The following is a 21836-nucleotide window of genomic DNA, read 5'->3' as shown; positions in this document are numbered from 1 at the left end:
AGTTGGTCAAGGTATTCCTAATTATTATTAAGTAATGGACTCGCTAATATTACAAAATTCATTAGCCTACTGTAAATCTTTACTTTTGTTTCAATACATGAAAAGAAAGCAAAAAAAACTCCGAAATTGCTTTCGGAGTTCTTATGAATGAAATTAAAATTATGATATTACTTGTTAGTTAACAATTAACTTTTTAGTAATTTTCTGGCTTCCTTGAGTCACATTTAATAAGTACATACCAGCTTGGGCATTACTTAACGAGATAGACTCGTTAAAATCACCTGTACTGTTATACGTTTTATTATAGACATTTCGACCTCTTATATCAAACACTTCTACACTAATGGATTCGTTTGTGGAAGGCTTAAATTTAATTGAGAAATCACCGTTATTTGGATTTGGGAATACCGCAAATGAAGCATCTAATCCAAATTCATCCACACTTAATTCTGGAACAAAAATACCAGACTCACAAATTGTCAGTGTTGCAGAATTCCATGTTACTCTCACGCCATCTACCTCAACATCCCCAATAAAGAAAACCCAATTACCTAAAGAATTAAGACCGTCAGCAAAACTTAAAGGTTGCGCTGGTAATACCACATCGTTATTAGCTGTATCTGCACAGTTAATAGGGTTTCCAGCATCATCAAACGTTAAAATAAGATCTGTAGAACCCGCACATGATCCCCAATACACTTGATTAAAACCTGATGCTTGAGATGGTGGTCTGATAGCTGCACGAATTTGACCACTATTTGGCGTCGTAGCATCTATGCTTATTTTAAGATCTGAAATAGTTTTAGAATCGCCAATATTTAAATTAAAGCCGCTAAATTGAGTTGAATTTTCATCTAATAATATGCCTGCGTTAAAGAAATACTCTTCACAGCTATCACCCGGCACATAAATATAGTCCCCTATCGCGAAATAATTATCATTTATATTAAAAAATGACCCATCTGCCGCTTCTACTAGAATTCTAGAATAGGCAGAAGTCACAGTAGGAACTACAACTTGGTAAGAACCATTATTAGGAACATTTGTCGCTAAAACTGTTGTAAAATCAGTGTCTGGTGTTAATGATGTTGATAATAAAATATTTACGTTAGCAGCATTGATGCCGTTTGCTGTTGTACCAGCCACATTCCAAGTTATGGTTTCAGTTTCACCTGGAGTCCATACAATTTGATCTGTTCCTTGAGATGTTACTACAAAAGGTCCTGCCGTATTGCTCCACGTAACACGCATATCATCGAAAGCATTAGCTGCACCTCCTGGTCTATTATCTCTAACGGTTAATCTGAAATCTGCATTTCTTCCTACAGTAGGAATCTGTTCGTATAACGAACCATTAACACCAAAGCTTACTAAATCCTCCATTTTAGGAAATGTTCTTGTTGGGTTTGTAGTTGGTAAATACGATCTGAATTGCGGTTCATTACTATTGGTTGATGTTGGATCTGGAAATTCAGTTACACCATTATTCTCGTCAAATTGCTCCCAACAATAAGTAATTACATCATTGGCATCCGCATCCGATCCTATACCTGTTAATCTAAAAGGAGTTCCTTTAGGTAACGTAATATTAGCGCCAGCATTTGCCGTTGGGATATTATTTCCTGTATCTGTTTCAACATCACATGTTCTAGAACTCACATGTGTATTGACTTGCTGAATAGATATAGCATGAAAATAAGGATCTACAAAAGGTTGTACATCAGAAGTACCTGTAATACCTGCGTAACTCATTATTGTACTACCACTACCTGGTTCCATTTGAGCTATTCCACCTTCAGATCTGAATGTGAACGTATGGTTTGCGCCAAATTGGTGTCCCATTTCGTGCGCAACATAATCTACATCAAAATTTACACCTATTGGATTTGTACTTGTTGTATAACCACTTCCTTTTTGATTAGCAACACATACACAACCAATACAACCAGCATTACCATTATTTCCAATACCTCCCATTAAATGACCAATATCATAATTAGCATTACCTATAACTGAATTTAAAGTTGATTGTAAAACACCATTATACCCAGAATCAGTAGTACTACTATATGGCGAAGTTGCCGTAGTTAAATATACAACAGCATCATTATTTGGTATTAATACCATGTTCACATTAAACTCATTTTCAAAAATGGCATTGACAACGGTCATGGTATTCACAATAGCGGCATTAACTTGTGGCAAGGTTCCACCGTGAAAAATAGAATATTCTGCTGTTACAGACATTGCTAAATCAAAAGTATGTAAGGTACCATTAGCACCTGTACGGTTGGTATTTACAATTTCTCCGATTTCTTGATTTAAGGCTTCAGGTGTTGAACATTCAAAACTTTGAATTTCTGAATTTGAATTTTGTTTCTCACGAACAATAATTTGAGATACATTATTTTTTACAGGCTCTATAACTAGACCCTTTCCTTCTACACCAGATAAAACAATACCTGACATTCCTTTGTAAGGAGAAACACTAAAACGTAAATATGAACTAGGCGTGTCAATTCCATATCCAACATACGATCTGATTTCTGGATATTGGGCTTGTAGGCCTGGCGACATAACAGATGCTTCTTGAATTAAGTACTTTTCTAAATCCCCATCAAGGTTAGGTACTTCAATTACAAGATTATTAAGTTGTTCTCGCGAGTCTCCTCGCTGCTGTGCTTTACTCAAATCGCTCATTAAATGATTAATATCCATTGAATACGTGGTATTAATCATCATAGTGTTTTCTTGTCCTGTAGTCACTTTTTTAAAGTGTTGATCTTGGCTAAAAGCTGACAAACAAAACATAAGAATTACGAATGGTAAAACTTTGTGTAAATTTTTTTTCATGTTTTCTTGTATAAATAAATTATTTTGCCACTAAAGTAACTATTTTCCGCATTGAATTCAAGTTATATACACATCTTTTAAGTAGAAAGGAAATAGTTGTTTTGAGAAAAATAAAGACGTATAAATAATTCACCCCCTTTTAATGCAAGTTTAAGCGCATAAATCCTGAAATATTAATTGCACGGAGCGGTTATAAAACAGAGGGCGCTATGCGTTTAACACCAGACATAATTTAGTAAAACAGGAATAGATAACTACAGTATTAGTTTTACACAATACGTTTGAATTTAGAACTCAATCCAAACATATTTGAGTATAGTGGTAATTTTTACATTTAGACATTAAATAACCTAATACTAAACTTTAAAAATGTTTAAATAAGGTATAAATTACAAGCAATATAGAATTGGAAATCTATTCTAATACGGATGTTACGCGTACTATAATAAAATAATTTTTAATAAAAAAAAGCTCCGAAAATATTTTCGGAGCTTTTTTTATTAATTATCACTTGGCTTTTCTATCACAAAATCTTCCATAAATTTAGTGGTGTAGTTTCCGGCTAAATAATCTGGATCCTCCATGAGTTGTCTATGGAAAGGAATGGTTGTTTTAATACCTTCAATAACAAATTCATCAAGAGCTCGTTTCATTTTATTAATAGCCTCTTCACGTGTTTGCGCTGTGGTAATTAATTTCGCAATCATAGAGTCATAATACGGCGGAATAACATAACCAGCATAAACATGCGTATCTAAACGGACACCATGTCCACCTGGTGCATGAAGTGTGGTTATTCTACCGGGTGAAGGTCTGAAATCATTAAATGGGTCTTCGGCATTAATTCGGCATTCTATTGAATGTAATTTTGGTGTATAATTTTTACCAGAAATTGGCACACCATATGCCACTAAAATTTGTTCACGAATTAAATCGAAATCAATTACTTGCTCTGTTATTGGGTGTTCTACTTGGATACGTGTATTCATTTCCATAAAATAGAAATTACGGTGTTTATCCACTAAAAATTCAACCGTTCCTGCACCTTCATACTTAATATATTCGGCAGCTTTTACGGCAGCATCGCCCATTTTATTACGAAGGGCTTTCGTCATAAATGGCGAAGGAACTTCTTCTGTTAATTTTTGATGACGACGTTGAATTGAACAGTCACGTTCTGATAAATGACATGCTTTTCCTGTAGAATCGCCCACAATTTGGATTTCAATATGTCTTGGCTCTTCAATGAGTTTTTCCATGTACATATCGTCGTTCCCAAACGCGGCTTTAGATTCCTGTCTAGCGGATTCCCAAGCGTCTTTTAGGTTTTCTTTTTTCCAAACAGCACGCATACCTTTTCCGCCACCACCTGCAGATGCTTTAAGCATGACAGGATATCCAACTTCTTTGGCTAATTTTTCGCAGTGTTTGTAATCATTAATAATTCCTTCACTACCAGGAACACAAGGTACACCTGCTTCAATCATGGTTGCTTTCGCATTGGCTTTGTCACCCATGCGATTAATCATGTCTGCAGAGGCTCCAATAAATTTGATGTCATGTTCTTCACAAATTTTTGAAAATTTGGCATTTTCAGATAAAAAGCCATATCCTGGATGAATAGCATCTGCATTGGTAATTTCGGCTGCAGCAATAATATTCGACATTTTTAAATAGGATTCACTACTTGGAGGAGGTCCTATACAAACCGCTTCATCTGCAAACTTTACGTGCAGACTTTCAGCATCTGCCGTTGAATACACAGCTACCGTTTTAATACCCATTTCTTTACAGGTTCTAATAACACGTAAGGCTATTTCCCCTCTATTGGCAACTAATATTTTTTTAAACATAATTCTATTGAGTTTATAAGTTTATGGTTTTGTACGTTTATTGTTCAAGCTAAAAAACTGGAACTTTAAATTTTAAACTTTAAACTTTAGATTATGATGGATCGACTAAAAATAGTGGTTGATCAAATTCCACTGGAGAAGAATCATCAACTAATACTTTTACTATTTTACCTGAAACTTCAGATTCAATTTCATTGAATAATTTCATAGCTTCAATAATACAAAGTACATCACCTTCTTTTATAGTTTGGCCTACTTCAACAAAAACTGGTTTGTCTGGAGATGGCTTTCTATAAAGTGTTCCAATAATTGGCGACTTGATAGTGATATATTTAGAATCTTCCGTTGTTGCTTCTGGAGCAGCAGCAGCGGCCACTGGTGCTGGTGCTGGAGCTGCAGGGGCGTGTCCAACAGGTGCACCTACTGGAATTTGCTGAACATAAGTTGTTGTTTCAGCTTTTTCATCACTACCTGTTTTAATGGTAATTTTAACGTCATCAGTTTCTAATTTTACTTCACTAGCACCTGATTTTGCTACAAACTTAATTAAGTTTTGAATATCTTTTAAATCCATAATTATTTAGATTTTAGTTTTGATTTTAATTTTTTAGTTAGTTAAGAGTTATAAGCCCATTTTAAATAAATAGAGCCCCAGGTAAATCCACCTCCAAAGGCTGCAAAAATAATTTTATCGCCTTTTTTTAATTGAGATTCGTAATCGTTCAATAATAAAGGTAAGGTAGCCGAAGTGGTATTACCATATTTTTGAATATTCATCATGACTTTGTTTTCGTCAAGATCTATTCTATTTGCTGTGGCATCAATAATACGTTTGTTGGCCTGATGTGCAGCCAACCATGAAACATCATCTTTGCTTAAATTATTGCGCTCAAGTATTTTAACAACCACGTCTGCCATATTAAAAACGGCGTTTTTAAATACGGTTTTGCCATCTTGAAATACAAAATGTTTGCCTTCTGCAACAGCTTCTGGTGTTGATGGATACGATGAGCCACCGTAAGTTGCTTGTAAAAACTCGCGTCCAGCACCATCACTTCTTAAGTATTCATCTTGTAAACCCAAATTTTCAGTATTGGGTTCAAATAAAACGGCACCTGCACCATCACCAAAAATAATACATGTGGCGCGATCTTTATAATCTATAAATGATGAATTTTTATCCGCTCCTATTAATAGTATTTTTTTGTAGCGACCCGATTCAATATAACTAGAAGCGGTGGACATTCCGAATAAAAAACTAGAACATGCGGCTTCCAGATCGAATGAAAACGCATTAGTAGCGCCTATTTCGGTAGCTGTAAAAGCTGCTGTTGAAGCTGCTTTCATATCTGGTGTTGCGGTTGCAACAATTACTAAATCTATTTCTTTGGGATTGAGACCTGTTTTTTTGATTAGGTCTTTTGCTGCGTTAATAGCAAGAAACGAAGTGCCTTTGCCTTCTTCCTTTAATATTCTACGCTCTTTAATGCCTGTTCTGGAGGTGATCCATTCATCATTAGTATCGACCAACGTTTCAAGAATTTGGTTAGTCAACACATAGTCTGGCACATAGGCACCTACAGCTGTAATGGCTGCTGAGATTTTACTCATACGTATAAATTATTTCGCTAAAACCATTAAAACGAGACGTTTTTGATGAAATTTCGTCAAAACGCACCGATATTCGGTTTAATTTAGTGCAAATTAAGTCGTTTTTGGCTTCTATAAAAATTTATCATAAAAAAAACGCTCAGTAACGAGCGTTTTCTTGTATGCACGCATAGTAGTTATGCTGCGTTTTCTTCTGCTACCGAGTTGTCAATTAATACTTGACCTCTGTAATATAGTTTTCCTTCAAACCAATGAGCTCTGTGATATAAGTGCGCTTCACCAGTAGTTGGGCAAGTTGCAATTTGTGGAGCTACTGCTTTATAATGGGTTCTTCTTTTATCTCTTCTCGTTTTAGAGATTTTTCTTTTAGGATGTGCCATTGTTATTATTATTTATCCGTTAATAGTTTCTTTAATGTATTCCAACGCGGATCAATGTCCTCGTTATCTTCTTTTTCTTGTTTTTCTTTAGGGCTTAATTCTTCTAATTTTTCAAGTATATCAGACTGTAAGGTGCCATCTTCTACGCCTGGATGAATTAATTTTGAAGGCACTGTCAATATAATTATCTCATATATATATTGTTGTACATTTACTTCATATTCTCCGTGTGGTAAAACTAATAGATCAATTTCTTCATCATTGTAGTCTTCACCAAATTTAACCACCAAATCAAAACTATTACTAATTTCCTGATTATAAGGCTCATTTGTTAAATCGCAATTCACATTTACAGTTCCTGATATTTCAAAATGTAATTCTAACAAGGTTGTTTTCTTGTTTAACTCCAAGTCCACAACAATATCAGCATCATTAAAATCTTGATATTCAAAAAAATCAAAGAACGTCTTATCTATTTTGTACTCAAATTGATGTTTCCCTAATTTTAACCCTACAAATGGTATTGTAAACGTTTTCAATTCCCTCATTATCACATCTATTTTGAGCCTGCAAATATATAAAAATTATTTAGCTTATAACACACATAAACATTTTTTTGTTTATATCTTTTTTTGCGGTGTAACTAATGGATTTTTAGCTAATTCAGCATTCTCCATTCTATTATGATATAATTTAAGGGCTAAAAAGACGGCTTCTTTAAATGAATTTTCATTCGCTTCCCCTTTTCCTGCAATTTCAAATGCCGTTCCATGGTCTGGTGAGGTTCTAATTTTGGATAAACCAGCTGTGTAATTTACACCATTACCGAATGATAGCGTTTTAAATGGAATTAAGCCTTGATCGTGATAGGATGCAATAATAGCATCAAAATTTTTGTAATTACTAGAACCAAAAAAGCTATCAGCTGCATAGGGTCCATAAACTAATTTTCCATTTTCATTAAGCGCTTTTAGTGTTGGACGCATAACCTCATCATCCTCTTTACCAATAACACCATTATCCCCTGTATGTGGGTTGATGCCCAAGACTGCAATTTTTGGTCGTCTGATATTAAAATCGTTTTGTAAACTCTTATATACCGTATTTACTTTGCTTTCTATAAGTTCTGGTGTAATATGACTTGCTATATCTTTTATTGGAACATGATCCGTTAATAAACCAATGCGCAAATCATTAGAAATCATAAACATTAAACTCTCACCACCTAATTCTTGAGCTAGATAATTAGTATGACCTGGAAAATTAAATTGTTCTGACTGAATGGTATGTTTATTTATAGGTGCTGTAACCAAAACATCAATAGCGTTTTCTTTTAAAGCTTTGGTTGCTGTAAAAAGTGATTTTATAGCAAACTCACCAATTATTGGATCTTCTTTACCAAAATTAATATCGGTACGATCATTCCAGGCATTAAACACATTAATTTTACCTGTTATAACTTGATCTAAATTAGTAATCCCATTAAAGTTAATATCTATATCGAAATGGTTTTTTAAAAATGTAATGGTTTTCGCAGAAGCAAAAATTACAGGTGTAAAAAATTCAAGCATTCTTACATCTGCCAAAGTCTTTAAAACAATCTCTCCTCCAATACCATTTAAATCTCCAATAGAAATCCCTACGATAACATTTTCTGCTTTCCTCATTAATTAACTAACTTTTGTTTGTAATTTTGTTTTGCAAATTTAACTAAATAATCCATACTTATGTTCACTGGCATCATAGAAGATATTGGCACCATCCAACAAATAGAAAAAGAAGACCAAAATCTGCATATTACGGTTAGCTCTAATATAACTTCTGAATTAAAAATAGATCAGAGTGTGGCGCACAACGGTATCTGTTTAACAGTTGTTAAAATTGATGGCAAAAACTATACAGTAACAGCTATTAATGAAACCATAAAAAAAACAAACATTTCAGACTTACAAGTTGGGGATTCGGTTAATTTAGAGCGTGCAATGAAATTAGGAGCGCGTTTAGATGGCCATATGGTTCAAGGACATGTAGATCAAACAGCAATTTGTACAGCAGTTGAAGAAGCGGCTGGAAGTTGGATTTTTACGTTTGAATATGATGAAACACTAAATAATATTACAATTGAAAAAGGCTCAATTACAATTAATGGGGTGAGTTTAACCGTAGTAAATTCGGCAAAAAATAGTTTTAGTGTGGCTATTATTCCTTACACCTATGAATTTACAAACTTTAACACTTTTAAAGTTGGAACGGTAGTAAATTTAGAATTTGACGTTATTGGAAAGTATGTTTCGAAGCTTTTTGAATTGAACAAATAACGAAACTATTTAGCTTTAAAAAGTCTGTATACGCCATAGAATAAACCTGAAATTAACCCCATAACAATACCGCCATCAATAGGTAAACCCGGTGGCGGCGGTGGTTGCGGCGGTGGTGGCACCGTTTGTGAAAAACAAACAAAACTTATTAATAAAAATAAGATTGAGGCAACTATTTTTGTGTTTTGTGACTTCATTCAGCGGTAAATGTATAAAAAAAACTGGCTTAACAAAATTTATTGATTAAAAAAACATCTATTAAGTGCAAAAAACTTCGATAAAGTGTATTCTTGTAGAGTCAATCTCTAAATTACCCTACAAAAATCAAATATATGTTTTTTTAAAAATAAATTCAATAATTTATCGACAACAACCTTTAAATAATTGTTATCACGTTAGTTATTAAAACATGAACGTCTTTATAAACGAATGAATATACTATTTTATTTGAAAAGAATTAGCGCTTTAATGAAAAATGAGACTTAAATTGTTTGATTTGCCCAAATTCCTAGTAAGTTAACACAAACCAATAATCGCTTGATGGTACGATATCCCAATAGTAAAATTTATAATATCTCTAAAATGGATATCCAATAGCAAAATTTAATATAGGAGAACCAACATCAAAATTAAAACGTTCTCCTTTCGGTAATGCTGGATCATGAAAAGGTGCAGCCAAATCAAAACGAATTACAAAACTTTGTATATCCACACGAAGGCCTATTCCTGCTCCCATTCCAAGCTCACTAATAAATCCACTTCCAAATTTATCTTTCCCATTATAAATAGGGTTTTCTTTAGAGTTCCAGATGTTTCCAGCATCGGCAAAAACGGCTCCTTTTAAAAATGATACAATAGGAAAGCGGTATTCTACATTGGCTTCGAGTCTTATATTTCCTGTTTTATCGAAAACAATATCGCCGTCAGTTGTATCTGAATTTGGGTTATAGGTTCCTGGACCTAAAGATCTAATATTAAAGGCACGAACACTATATGGACCACCAGAATAATACTGTTTTACAAAAGGAATAACATCAGAGTTTCCATAAGCCAAACCATAACCACCAAAAAGCCTTGCTGCAATAACTTGTTCTTTACCAAAGTTAAAATGATAATGAAAATCAACATCTGCTTTAGCATATTGTGCATATTCAAAGCCTAGAAATGTTTTTGGGCTTTCCGTTCCTTGATCTTTACCAAATAAACTAATAGTATTTCCAGCAATATCAAAGGTGAAATTAAAATAAAATTGATGTTTTAATTGGGCATTTATCATTTCGTTATAAGTAAATGCATAAGTTAATCCAGCTATAAACTGCTGCTCAAAACTGCGTCTTAAAAAAGGATCATTTTCTAGTATATCTTCAAATTCTGGCGTGGTATTTAAAAGTTCTGTATAACTTAATGATATTGGATTAATTTCATGAGTTACATACCTATTGGCATCCCATGAATAACCAAATAAAGCTGTTCCTGATAGTAAGGTATATAAATCGCTTCTATCTAAATAATCAATACTTAAAGAGGTTTTTGTTTTAGGAATGGAATATTCGAAAAAATCCTCATTTATCTTAATAGGGAAAAGGACTCGGGGAAAAATAAGCTCGTTGTGCAACCCTAACTCTAAACTACTATTACCAGAATTTTGACCACCTCCTAATTGTTTTTCGTACCCTATTTTAGGTGTAATATTATAGGTTTCACCACCTCCAAATAAATTTCTATTACTTAAAGTTAGTGTTAAGGCAGGACCAGCAAAACTATTAGATTTAGTTACAACCTGAAGCTCTGCACGAAGCGCACGTTTATTTAATGGTGACAAATAAATAGTAGCTTCTAACTCTCCTAAATTATCATCAGCCAAGGTATCCACTTCCTTATATTGAATATTTACGTATTTATAGGCACCAATGGTGGAAAGTCGTCTGGCAGTGTTTCGAGAATCTTTGGGATTATAATAATTACCTTCTTCTAAAGTTATAAATGGATCTAAATATTTGGGTTTAAAAAACGTTTCTTTTTGAATAAAATTTTTATCATTATACCTTGTAGTTGAGGGTGTTTGGATAGAATCTACGCCTTCATAATTTGGATACACATTAACTTTTGAAATTTTATAAGGAATCAAACTTTTTTTAGGCACTTCGTTTTTTAATTTTAAGAATAAGTCGAAGTTTTTATTAGAATATTGATTTGTGTCTGCTTCAAAAATTAAAAAATTATCATTAAAATTATAATAGCCTTTTGCCTTGAGTTCCTTATCTAACCGTTGCCGCTCTAGTTTCATTTTATTTAAATCAAAACGCATACCAGATTCTAAAGGTGATTCAGAAACTAATGTTTTCATAATGTCATCCATACTATCTGGCATGGAATCCATTTTATAGCTAGCCATTCTGTATGGTTTTGGAACAGTAACCGTATAATTTAATGAGGCTTTATTTTCAGTTTCTTCAAAAGCTGAAGCTGCACGACTGTAGAAAAAACCTCTGTTTTCTAATCGGTTTAATAACAAGGTTTCAATTTCATAAGCTTCCACATCCGATTGATAAACGGGTTCTTCACCAAACTGTTTGTAGAGCCAACGATTAATAAATCCAGGTTTTTCTTTCTGATTTTTATAATAGTAATACAAGCCAAGATGCATACCCAAAAAGGTGGAATTTGGTTCCGGACGTAAAACCGATTCTAATTCAGATTTCAAACCTGATTCGTTTACAATAGTACTATCAGACTCAATGGTAAGCGTAGCGCCTGTGTACAAACGTTCATCTTCTGGAATCTGCTTAGTTATGCTACAAGAGTAAAAACTCCCTATCCAAATAAGCATACAAATGTGTTTAAATGTTTGGTACGGTTTCAATTTATACTATTTTATTTATCGCGCTTTTAGTTCTTTTTTTCTTCAATGCTATTATTAGTAGCTTCTTCTTTTTTCTTCCTTTTTTCTTTAGCAGCTTGCTTTTCAGCTTCTTTTTTCGCTTTTTCAGCCTTTTCTTTTTCTGTTTCAGATTTAAACAAGGCATCCCAAAGTTCATTATACTTATTAAATTCCTGTGTGAAAATTAAGGCTATTCCACTCACTACGGTTTGCCCATCAATTACGTTTTCAAATTCATTTCTACTAAAACCTTTTAAACGATAACGACCACTTTCAGTTAGCAAATACTCGATACTTACATTACCAATTATTGGCGTTTCTTCGCCAGTAGAACTGCTTCCTTCAATATCTACTTCGCTACCAACACGTACAATTAAACGATCATCAAATAATTTTTGCTGTGCTGCAATATCTAATTGCGTACGTTGTTGCGGTGATGTGCCTTGGTAATCCGTAAAACTATTTAGTCCAAAATCGAGTTCGAAACCAGAATTTCCTAATAATTTATCGGAAAACATATTAAGCTGATCTGCTACGGCATCGTTTAAATTATCTCGTGCTATGGAAGCCACGCCTCCAGAACTACCATCGCTACCGGGATCTGGGTAAAAACGATTCAACACTAAAAGTGAAAAAACTTGACGATTTAATTCATCCTCCTGATTATTTAATTGCTGAATTCTACCATATACCTGTCCACCAATTGCACCTTGTTCTTCCTCTGGCATATCCAAATTGAAGGCAATTTCAGGTTCCATAAGCTGTCCTGAAATATTTAAAAACACATAATAAGGCAACACTTGTCTGAATTTCCCTTTAACGGCCGGGTCACTTCCTGAATAAACAGGAGCCATTAATGGTGAAGCCGATGCTTCTACTTGATAAACTGCTTTAACATCTAGTTTTGCATCAAAAGGATCCCCAGACCATGTAACACGACTACCTGGAACCAAATTAAATTTTCGGTTTACTATTTTATATAAATTTAATTCATAATGACCAGATAAAACTTCGTAAACACCTGAAAGTCTAACATTCCCATTTGGGTTCATGGTCATATTAAAATCACCTTCACCAGATACTTTAAAATTATCGCCTGTTTGCTCATCCAAAATAATCGTTACGGTTGCTTCTTTTCCTATTTTTAAAAGTGCTGCAATATCCAAACCTTTTATAGTTGCTGTTTTTTCTGTTGTTCTAGTTAAAATAGCATCTGGATTTTCCCGATTTACAAACACAACAACACCATCACGCTCTTCCACATTTACCGTAGCTGACGGTAAAATATAAGTAACATCCGTATCTGAACTTATGGTCATGTCCATGTCTATTTTGGGCACTTGTAAATCGCCAGTTATTTTAGCACTCCCAGCAAAACTGGCATTTCCATATAGAAAATCATTGTCTTCTTTTGTAGCATTAAGAACTTGAAAATCATTGGCCGTGACTTGTAAGTCGAAAGTTGGATTAATGAAATTTTCGGTGCCAATTTTTCCAGACATTTCAAAAGTGTTTTGGTTTTCATCCTGAATGGTAAAATTAGTCATGGACAATCCAGAATTATCAATATTCAAGGTTTCATTTTGTAGTGTGAAAGCCGAATTGAACATGGCCACTTTAAAATCTGCATCGTTAAATTCTAATTGCCCAGTGTATTTTGGTTCTCTAGTTGTACCACTTAATTTAAAATTACCAGTAAAATACCCATCGGTTTCGGTTATTTCACCTTGAGAGAAACCATTTAAAGCCGCCATATTAAACTGGTTAATATCTAAATTAAGATTTAGTTCCGCACCCGATTGACTCGCTATATAATCGCCTTTTAAATCTAAATCAATTTCGCCTCCTTTCATTTTGGCATTAAAATCATAACTATCATTATTCAAGGATTGTGCATCTACGGTAAAAGTCCCTAAATTAACATCCATAAATTGTAATTTTGAGATATCTAAATCCGCAACAATTCCAGTGTTTCCAAAAGGTTCTTCTAAAATAAAATCACCATTTAAGTCGCCAGAAGCAATCTTATCATCTGGATTAAAATAGCTTAAAAATTCACTTAATTTAAAATTCTTAAAATCGACGGCAACATGATCTTTATCTATATTTGGAAGTTTGTCTGTAATTTCAAACGCCTGATTTCCTTTGCTGAATTTAAAGGCATTAAATTCCAGTTTATTTGGATAAATAAGCATTTCATTAGCTTCTGGTATATTCCAAGATTGTTTATTTATAGTTAAATTAGCTGGTTCCACATGGAATCGTAATTCCTCACTTGTGCCAGTAATCCCACTAAAAATTTGAGTTAAAATTTCCTCATCATGGTAGGCAGTGAATTCTAGAGATAATTCATTATTAATTTGATTTCCAGAAATCATCGTTTTTTGAATATTTAAAGGCCCTGCAACTATTTCATTAAAACCCAAATTGAAATTGAATTTCTCCAAATCTGTATCCATAGAAAACGCCAAACTATCCAATTCATAATCACTATAGTTAATATGTGGTGCGGTTATATTGGCTTTAAGTTTCCGTTCAGCTTCTTTAAAATCCACAGCAATATGAATGGTATCCAAATCTTGAATGTTTACAACAAACACCTCGTTCAAAATAGGCGATTGGCTAATTTTTCCACGAAGTTTTAAATTCACGGGATTGTCAATACTATCCGAAACAACTTCATCACGATAAAAATAACTTAATACATGATGCCTTAAAGATTTAGTCCAGGTTTCTGGATCGGTATTGGATTCCAATAGTAAATCGACCATTTTATTCTTTACAGAAACTGAAGTTGTATCCTTTCTTACGTGGGCTAGCATATTCAAATCGCCTAACAAATAACTCTTTTCATCATATACAAAAACACCTCTATCTACAATGGTTGCTAAATCAAAATTGCTGCTATTCCCTTTAAAATCGGCATAAATTTTCATACCTGTTTTCACGTTTCGTTCCATTAGACCCAAGGCTTGTAAATCCGCTCCAATAATATCTAATTCAGCTGTAACCTCTGGTGCTATGGAATCTAAAACAACGGTAGCATACACATTGGCATTTAAGTTTTTGTCTTTATAATTAGAGGTAATATTTCCAGTACCATTTTTAATATCGCCAACTAATTTTAAATCGTTTACATCATAATTATTGTATTTAAAACTGGAAACGGTAGCTTCTAAACTAGCATCAAGATTATTAATATTATCACCTTTTCCTTGGGCTACAATTTTTAAATTTAAAGCACCCAATTGGTCGTTTTTAAGTAATTCATTCAGCTTATAATCCTCCACGGCCAAATCTGCATGGAACTCCAAAGTTTCAGCATTTTTATACATACCTTCAATGGTAGCAATCCCTTGTGTGGTAGTTAATTTTGCCTCGGCAGTAATATCATTGAGGTTTCCGGTGGCGTTTCCTGCAAATTTCACATCCTTTGGAAGACTAATTCCTAAACTATCTTCTTCTACGAATTTTATAATATCAGACCGTTTTGTAACCGCGGAAAAAGCTGGAATATTAAACGCTAGCGCATCAGGATTGGTTACGTTTTGAATACTTCCATTGGCTGAAATTTTTGTATTACTCCAATTAATTATCATTTTTGATAAGTTAATGTCTGACAAATAACCATTGGCTTTTATAGTTCCAGTAATTTGGTTTTTGCTCAAGGTTTTTAGATATTCATTGGATTTTAAGTCTGGTTGAATTAAAAATACATCTTGAAGTGCTATTTTAAATGCCGGCAAATTTAATGCGACTTTAGACAGCTCTGGAACTTTTATTAAATTGGCTAAAGATGGATAGTCCAACTGTAAATTTCCTTGTATGTCATTTTTATTTAAAGCTATCTTTAAATCTGATACATTCAGTTTCTTATCGGAAGCATTGAGATTGAATTGCACGTTTTTTAAATCGATTCCTGAAATTTCTTTAAAAGATGCTTCTTCTAAATCTAATTCTGCCATTTTATCTTTTAGCAGAATTGTGTTTGCTTGAAAATTGATTTCCGTTAATACAATAGCATTGGAATTAAAAACACCTTTTTTGCCTTTTTCATTGTTCACGAAGTAGCTGAAATTATTATTTTCTAAATCTATTTCTCCAATTTTGAGTTGTAATTCTGGCCACTCAAATGCCATTATTTCGTTTTCAATTTCTTTAGAAACTTCTTCTACTTTTTCCTTAACAACATTATTTTCCGTTTCTGTTTTAAGCGTGATGGTTGAGTTTTTTAGTCGAAATTCATCAACTTCAAAAAGCTTATTAGTTAAATCTATATTTGGCACTTCAGCATAAAACTCCTTAATGGATGCGGTTAAAGCCAGGTTATCGGCTTTGCTTTGGTAATCCGCAAACACATTAGTCAGCGTTATTTCATCAACGGTAATTAACGGTAATGTGGTTGGTTCGGTATCTGGCGTTGGAGGAACAGGTAATTGGTAAAATTTAATATTGCTATCGGCGAGCTCTAATTCCGAAGCATTAAACGTCATGGTTTCCAAATCGGTTTTATCCATATCTGCCAACAGTTTTCCTATTTTAAAACGACTGTCAATTCCTGTAACGGCATCGTAATAAACCACATCAAAATTTTTGAAATTCAAATTTCCTAAAATAATATTTAATGGTGCCGAGGTCGTGTCTGCTTCAACGGGTGTAGGTTCTTCACTTGCAAAAGCATCAATTATAAACTGAAAATTAAACCCTTGAATGGTGTCTTTTCGCGTGATGTTAGCGCGAACACCTTCCCATTCCAAACCGTCCACACCAATGCCATTGCCTTGAATTAAAGCCCATAATGGAACATTAGCCTCCAAGGATTTTGAATAAATTAATGTGTCGCCTTTAGTGTCTTCCAGATACAGTCCGTCTAATTGTATATCGCCATCAAAGGTGATAAACAGTTTTTCAACGGCTACTTTGGTTTTAGTTTTACTAGACAGAAAAGAAACGGCTTTGGTAACAATAATATCTTGTCCCCAAGGACTCCGAATAAACAGAATGAGCAAAAATAACAGCAAAAGAATCCCTAAAATAATCCGTCCGATTATTTTCAAGAATCTAAACCCTTTCTTTTTTTTAGGTGTAGGCTGTTGTATGTCTTTATTTTCCGTTTCCTTCAAGCAATTTATCTGAATTACAAATTTATTATTTTAATACTTGTGAATGTACTTTAAAACAATTATTAATAGCTGTAAAACATCCGGTTTAAAGGAAATTTAACTAAAATTATACTTTTTAGCACTATTTTATCTATCATTGGTGAAATTTAGTAGGCTATTTATTTAATTTCACACGATCTATAAAATCACTATTATGCCAAAACCGAAGGGTCAGAAAAACACGAAAAATAAGGCCAAGCACACCAAACTTCTCAATAGAAAAATTGATAAGAAAAAAGCCGAAAAAGCCTTGCGCAAAGAACGCTTGAAAGCTATAATGGCAAAATCGAAGGAAGGCTAATTAAACATCTTTTAAATCAGAGAAAACTAGACTATTTAGAATTCTTATAAAATGCAGTTAACTGCAATTTTGCTTCTTGGTAGCCCATTTCAAAAATTTCTTTGGCATGTGTTTTCGAGAAAATTTCATGCTTACCTAGTTCTTTAGGTGCAATGAAAACATCACAGGATTTAAATTTATTTTCAGAAGCATTAACACGTGTAATTTTGTACGCTCTTTCTAAAACAGACTTGGTAGAAGTTAGCTTTTCTTTTGAAGTTTCTAGAAGCGAATTTAAAAATACACCAATAATTTTATCACATGTAATTAATAGAGGTTCCACGGGAAAGTTATTGGTAACACCACCATCGCATAAAAGAAAATCATTAAAAACCACTGGTGAAAAAACACCAGGAACAGAAGATGATGCTATAATGGGTTTTATAATTGGGCCAGAATTAAAGTAGCGTGTTTTAGCGTGAACTAAATCAGTTGTAGCAATATACATGGGTGTTTTTAAAGCTTCAAAACTATCTTCTTTAAAATAGGTTTTTAAAATGTTTTCAATTTTAGAGCCATCAATTAATCCGGGCTTTTTTAAAGTGTAATTATGATATGTAAACAATTCTGTATTGGAGAAAAAATCAAAAATTTTATCGCAAGAATGGCCAGCAGCATATAAGGATCCAACAATGGCACCAGCACTTGTTCCAGAAATGTAATCGGGTTTAATACCTAATTCCTTCATGGCTTTCAATACGCCAATATGCGCAATACCTCTGTAACCACCTCCAGACAATACAAGCCCTATTGTATTTGTTCTTTTCATTACTTACAAATGAGAATTAATAATTAAACGAAAATACATAATCCTAAATAAAAACAACCCATTAATACAGTAAATGCTGTTTGGCTTTATTGCGCCAACCAGCTTGATTTTCATATTCTACAAAGTAGATTTTGAGATCAGCTTGGTTTTGATAATCTACATAGTATATTTTCTTTTTTGCCTGATTTCCATATTCCGTAAAAAACCATTTACCATCATTTTTCCCTGCTTGATTGGCATATTCTACTTTATAAACTTTTAGATCTGCTTGACTTTCGTAGTCAACTACAAACACTTTTACATCTGCTTGATTGGCATATTGAACGGAAAATATTTTTTGCGCAGCACACGTGAATCCAAAGCAACTAATAAGTAGTATAGAAATAAGGTTTTTCATAAAGTGCTTAAATTTAGTCAGGTTTAATTTACGAAAATTTGGTTGACATTTTATACTGCTTAATTAAAAGTGGAAGAAAGATTTGATAAAAATGAAGATTTCAAATTTGGAAAATATAAGAATCTTAAAACAAAAAAAGCCTCTCAATTTCTTGAAAGGCTTAAACATATTAATGAGTATAAATATAATCAATTTAGATTCGTTTTTTCTAAACTCAACTAACATTTATTCACAGATATAATCTTGAAGATTTACATCGAAAACAGATTTCCCAATCGTGGCCTTATAACTATAAATCAATTCATTGTTCCTGTAAATTTTATAATTATTATCGTTTTTAACGTTATAATGGATAATATCTCCTTTTTGAACATTCAATATCTCATTACTACCTTTTTTAGTAAATGAGATAACTCCTATATGTTTAATGGAGTTTGTTTGATCAATACTTGAGACAAGTCTATCCATAAAAAACAATGAGTTAGATTTAATTTTATTGTCAATATTTTTCATACATATATAACCTCCTTCTCTTTCTATTTTTTCTAAATTAACCACAACTCCTTTAAAAGAATAGCCTGAAGATTTTAGAAGTTTTTCAAATTTATCAGAGATTTTATCACTTTGATTTACCCTATTTACTATGATAAAATAAACGATTCCAAAGAACACTAATAAAAACAAGATAAAATACTTAATGTTTTTTGATGGACTTTTATTCATAAGAATACTATTTAAAATTCACGAAAACTAAATATAATTATGTTTCAAAAATATGATATTCTTTCAAGAAAAAAGCCTCACATTTCTGTAAGGCTTGATTTTACTGGTGGTCCCACCTGGGCTCGAACCAGGGACTTTCTGATTATGAGTCAGATACTCTAACCAGCTGAGTTATAGGACCCATTAGCGCAAGGCTAACTTCTGGTTTCTCTTTTTCCAAAGAGAGTGCAATATTACTACATATTTTAATACTCTCAAAGTATTTTTATTCCTTTATATCTTGGCATAACTCAATCAAAACGCCATTTGTAGATTTTGGATGTAAAAAAGCAACCAATTTATTATCGGCTCCTTTTTTTGGTGTTCTGTTTAATACCGTAAAACCTTCTGCTTCCAGTCGCTTAATTTCAGCTTCAATATCATCCACATCAAACGCAATATGATGAATACCTTCGCCGCGTTTTTCTATAAATTTGGCTATTGGACTATCTGGATTTGTGGCCTCCAAAAGTTCAATTTTATTAGTACCTACTTGAAAAAATGAGGTGTTAACACCTTCGCTAGCTACTTCTTCTATTTTATAATGAGGCGCATTAAAAAGTTTAGCAAATAAGTCATTTGATGCTTCTAAACTTTTAACGGCAATTCCTATATGTTCTATTTTATTCATATTAATTCTCCCTGAAAGCGGAAATCACTTTTAATTAAAACTAATTTAGTATCTTCAAAAATACAATAATCTTTAAATATGCGTATTTTTGCATCATGGAAGAAAGTCAAAGACAAAAAAAAATAGGATCGGTTTTACAACGTGATCTGGTTGAAATCCTTCAAAAAGCTGCTAGCGACGGTGGTATGCAAGGCGTTTTAATATCCGTTTCAAAGGTTAAAGTAACTGTAGATTTATCAGTTGCTAAAGTTTATCTAAGTATTTTCCCGAATGCTAAAGCTAAAGAATTATTAGTTGGTATCCGTTCTAACGCGCCACTTATTAAGCATGAATTAGCTCAACGCACTAGACATCAATTACGACGCATGCCGCAATTAGAATTTTTTGTAGACGATTCATTAGAGTATATTGATGGGATTGAAAAATCATTAAAAAGAACAGAAAATCCAATTAAGGATCCCGATCTTTTAGATAATCGTAAAAAATCATAATCGAATTTAAATCAGTTTTAAATAATAGTCAGCTTGTATTGAAAAACGCCTGTAGATCCTGTAATATATGAATTTTTCACTCTACATAGCGAAACGGTATTTGCTCTCTAAAAGCAGCAACAATGCCATTAATTTTATAACAGGAATTGCCGCAGTAAGTGTTATTTTAGGTGCGTTATCTTTATTTATTGTCCTTTCTGGTTTTGCCGGACTTAAAGATTTTACACTCCAATTTACATCCTTAATAGATCCCGATTTAAAAGCGGAAGCGGCTGTTGGAAAATCGTTTAAAATTTCTTCAGAAGAATTAAGTACACTTCAAAACCATCCGGATATTGTTTCCCTTTCTCAAATTGTTGAAGAACGTGTTTTTATCACATTTGAAGACCGGAACTACCCAAATGCTTATATAAAAGGTGTTGATGAACATTTTGAATCGGTTAATGCAATCGATTCGGTTGTACCACTTGGGAGCTGGTTTTCTGAAAAATCAAACCAAATAGTGACCGGTTGGGGAATTGCCAATAGACTTAATATTGGTGTTATGGATTATGGGAAATCAGTTGAACTATACATTCCAAAACCGGGAAAAGGTCAAGTAACCGACGTCAAACAAGCCTTTACTAGCGTAAAAGCTATTAATGTTGGAATTTTTGATATTAACGAAGCCACCAACGATAAATACATATATGCGCCAATTGATATGGCTCGCTATTTATTGAATTTTGATGAAAACCAAGTCACAGCTTTAGAATTTAAAACACACGAAGGCGTCAGTGAAACCGATGCTCGTGAAGCCATTTCAACCATTTTAGGCGATAAAGTTATTTTGAAAAATAGCGAGCAATTGAATGATGCACTGTATAAAATGTTAAACACGGAATATTTGGCCGTTTACCTCATCTTTACATTAATCCTTATAATTGCCTTATTTAATGTGGTTGGTACGATTATCATGATGATTTTAGATAAAAAGAAAACCCTTCACACGCTGTATCATATGGGAGCAACAGTAAAAGATATTCGACGAATTTTCTTTCTACAAGGTTCCTTAATGACGGTTCTAGGCGGTTTAATTGGTTTATTGGTTGGCTATTTAATTGTCCAAGCACAAATCAGTTTTGGTTTGGTTAAAATTACACCATCACTACCCTATCCTATGGGATTGAAATGGGAAAATTTTCTGATTGTGTTTATTACTATTTCGGTTTTGGGTATTCTGGCTTCTAAAGTCGCTTCCGTTCGGATTACTAAAAATTTGATTAGTTATTGATTTTATTAAAAAGAATTAAGGCATGATTCGTATAGCTTTTACAAATCAACCCTAGACTAAATAATTAACATATTCATTTTTTCCATTGATGAAAAAACGAACCAAAAAAATCTAG

Annotated in this window: 18 protein-coding genes and 1 tRNA gene; 4 read left to right on the top strand and 15 right to left on the bottom strand. The window is 33.2% G+C overall.

Annotated elements, in window-relative coordinates:
* Positions 1-174: 174 nt before the first annotated feature.
* The 7 genes from ACFPH8_RS02935 to pdxA all read right to left on the bottom strand — a co-directional run bounded on the left by ACFPH8_RS02935 (position 175) and on the right by pdxA (position 8364).
* The gene (locus ACFPH8_RS02935) at positions 175-2853 is read right to left on the bottom strand and encodes a zinc-dependent metalloprotease (RefSeq protein ID WP_376858392.1); all 2679 of its coding nucleotides are present in this window, start codon (positions 2851-2853) and stop codon (positions 175-177) included.
* A gap of 500 nt (positions 2854-3353) precedes the next feature.
* Positions 3354-4706, bottom strand: coding sequence for an acetyl-CoA carboxylase biotin carboxylase subunit (gene accC / locus ACFPH8_RS02930; RefSeq protein ID WP_376858391.1), 1353 nt, complete (start codon positions 4704-4706; stop codon positions 3354-3356).
* A 91-nt stretch (positions 4707-4797) separates the two neighbouring features.
* The gene (accB, locus tag ACFPH8_RS02925) at positions 4798-5280 is read right to left on the bottom strand and encodes an acetyl-CoA carboxylase biotin carboxyl carrier protein (protein ID WP_248397010.1); all 483 of its coding nucleotides are present in this window, start codon (positions 5278-5280) and stop codon (positions 4798-4800) included.
* A 41-nt stretch (positions 5281-5321) separates the two neighbouring features.
* Entirely contained in the window at positions 5322-6317 is a 996-nt protein-coding gene (locus ACFPH8_RS02920) for a beta-ketoacyl-ACP synthase III (RefSeq protein WP_248397008.1), read from the bottom strand.
* 176 nt (positions 6318-6493) lie between these two features.
* Positions 6494-6697, bottom strand: coding sequence for a 50S ribosomal protein L32 (rpmF, locus tag ACFPH8_RS02915; protein ID WP_248397006.1), 204 nt, complete (start codon positions 6695-6697; stop codon positions 6494-6496).
* 8 nt (positions 6698-6705) lie between these two features.
* Complete coding sequence (locus ACFPH8_RS02910) at positions 6706-7245, bottom strand: YceD family protein (RefSeq protein ID WP_376858390.1); 540 nt, start codon at positions 7243-7245, stop codon at positions 6706-6708.
* A gap of 72 nt (positions 7246-7317) precedes the next feature.
* Positions 7318-8364 (bottom strand): 4-hydroxythreonine-4-phosphate dehydrogenase PdxA, encoded by a 1047-nt coding sequence (gene pdxA, locus ACFPH8_RS02905; RefSeq protein ID WP_376858389.1) that lies wholly within the window; start codon positions 8362-8364, stop codon positions 7318-7320.
* Between the two features lie 60 nt (positions 8365-8424).
* Between pdxA and ACFPH8_RS02900 the strand changes: the two genes are divergently transcribed.
* The gene (locus ACFPH8_RS02900) at positions 8425-9015 is read left to right on the top strand and encodes a riboflavin synthase (protein WP_376858388.1); all 591 of its coding nucleotides are present in this window, start codon (positions 8425-8427) and stop codon (positions 9013-9015) included.
* A 5-nt stretch (positions 9016-9020) separates the two neighbouring features.
* On the opposite strand, the gene ACFPH8_RS02895 is transcribed toward ACFPH8_RS02900, so the two are convergent.
* The 3 genes from ACFPH8_RS02895 to ACFPH8_RS02885 form a co-directional block, all read right to left on the bottom strand.
* Positions 9021-9212, bottom strand: coding sequence for a PID-CTERM protein-sorting domain-containing protein (locus tag ACFPH8_RS02895; protein WP_376858387.1), 192 nt, complete (start codon positions 9210-9212; stop codon positions 9021-9023).
* Positions 9213-9592: 380 nt separating this feature from the next.
* On the bottom strand, positions 9593-11845 hold the full coding sequence (gene tamL / locus ACFPH8_RS02890; RefSeq protein ID WP_376858386.1) for a translocation and assembly module lipoprotein TamL: 2253 nt from the start codon (positions 11843-11845) through the stop codon (positions 9593-9595).
* 59 nt (positions 11846-11904) lie between these two features.
* Entirely contained in the window at positions 11905-16953 is a 5049-nt protein-coding gene (locus tag ACFPH8_RS02885) for a translocation/assembly module TamB domain-containing protein (RefSeq protein ID WP_376858385.1), read from the bottom strand.
* 259 nt (positions 16954-17212) lie between these two features.
* Here ACFPH8_RS02885 and ACFPH8_RS02880 point away from each other — a divergent pair, with 259 nt between their 5' ends.
* A complete protein-coding gene (locus tag ACFPH8_RS02880) occupies positions 17213-17359 on the top strand; it encodes a hypothetical protein (RefSeq protein WP_248396992.1) in 147 nt (48 codons plus the stop codon).
* 31 nt (positions 17360-17390) lie between these two features.
* Here ACFPH8_RS02880 and ACFPH8_RS02875 read toward each other — a convergent pair whose 3' ends face one another.
* The 5 genes from ACFPH8_RS02875 to mce form a co-directional block, all read right to left on the bottom strand.
* Positions 17391-18167, bottom strand: a complete 777-nt coding sequence (locus ACFPH8_RS02875; RefSeq protein ID WP_376858384.1) for a patatin-like phospholipase family protein — start codon at positions 18165-18167, stop codon at positions 17391-17393.
* 61 nt (positions 18168-18228) lie between these two features.
* On the bottom strand, positions 18229-18564 hold the full coding sequence (locus ACFPH8_RS02870; protein WP_376858383.1) for a 7(1) septoil knot domain-containing protein: 336 nt from the start codon (positions 18562-18564) through the stop codon (positions 18229-18231).
* Between the two features lie 225 nt (positions 18565-18789).
* Positions 18790-19287, bottom strand: a complete 498-nt coding sequence (locus tag ACFPH8_RS02865) for a hypothetical protein (RefSeq protein WP_376858382.1) — start codon at positions 19285-19287, stop codon at positions 18790-18792.
* A gap of 104 nt (positions 19288-19391) precedes the next feature.
* Positions 19392-19468: transfer RNA gene (locus ACFPH8_RS02860), tRNA-Ile, on the bottom strand.
* A gap of 84 nt (positions 19469-19552) precedes the next feature.
* Positions 19553-19957: a methylmalonyl-CoA epimerase gene (mce, locus tag ACFPH8_RS02855; RefSeq protein ID WP_376858381.1), complete on the bottom strand. Its 405-nt coding sequence runs from the start codon at positions 19955-19957 to the stop codon at positions 19553-19555.
* A 95-nt stretch (positions 19958-20052) separates the two neighbouring features.
* On the opposite strand from mce, the gene rbfA reads away from it, so the two are divergent.
* On the top strand, positions 20053-20448 hold the full coding sequence (rbfA, locus tag ACFPH8_RS02850; protein WP_376858380.1) for a 30S ribosome-binding factor RbfA: 396 nt from the start codon (positions 20053-20055) through the stop codon (positions 20446-20448).
* Between the two features lie 67 nt (positions 20449-20515).
* Complete coding sequence (locus ACFPH8_RS02845; RefSeq protein ID WP_376858379.1) at positions 20516-21721, top strand: ABC transporter permease; 1206 nt, start codon at positions 20516-20518, stop codon at positions 21719-21721.
* The last annotated feature ends 115 nt before the right edge of the window (positions 21722-21836 follow it).

Source organism: Bizionia hallyeonensis (assembly GCF_042657385.1).
GTDB lineage: Bacteria > Bacteroidota > Bacteroidia > Flavobacteriales > Flavobacteriaceae > Algorimicrobium > Algorimicrobium hallyeonense.
This window is presented reverse-complemented; position numbering and strand designations above follow the sequence as displayed.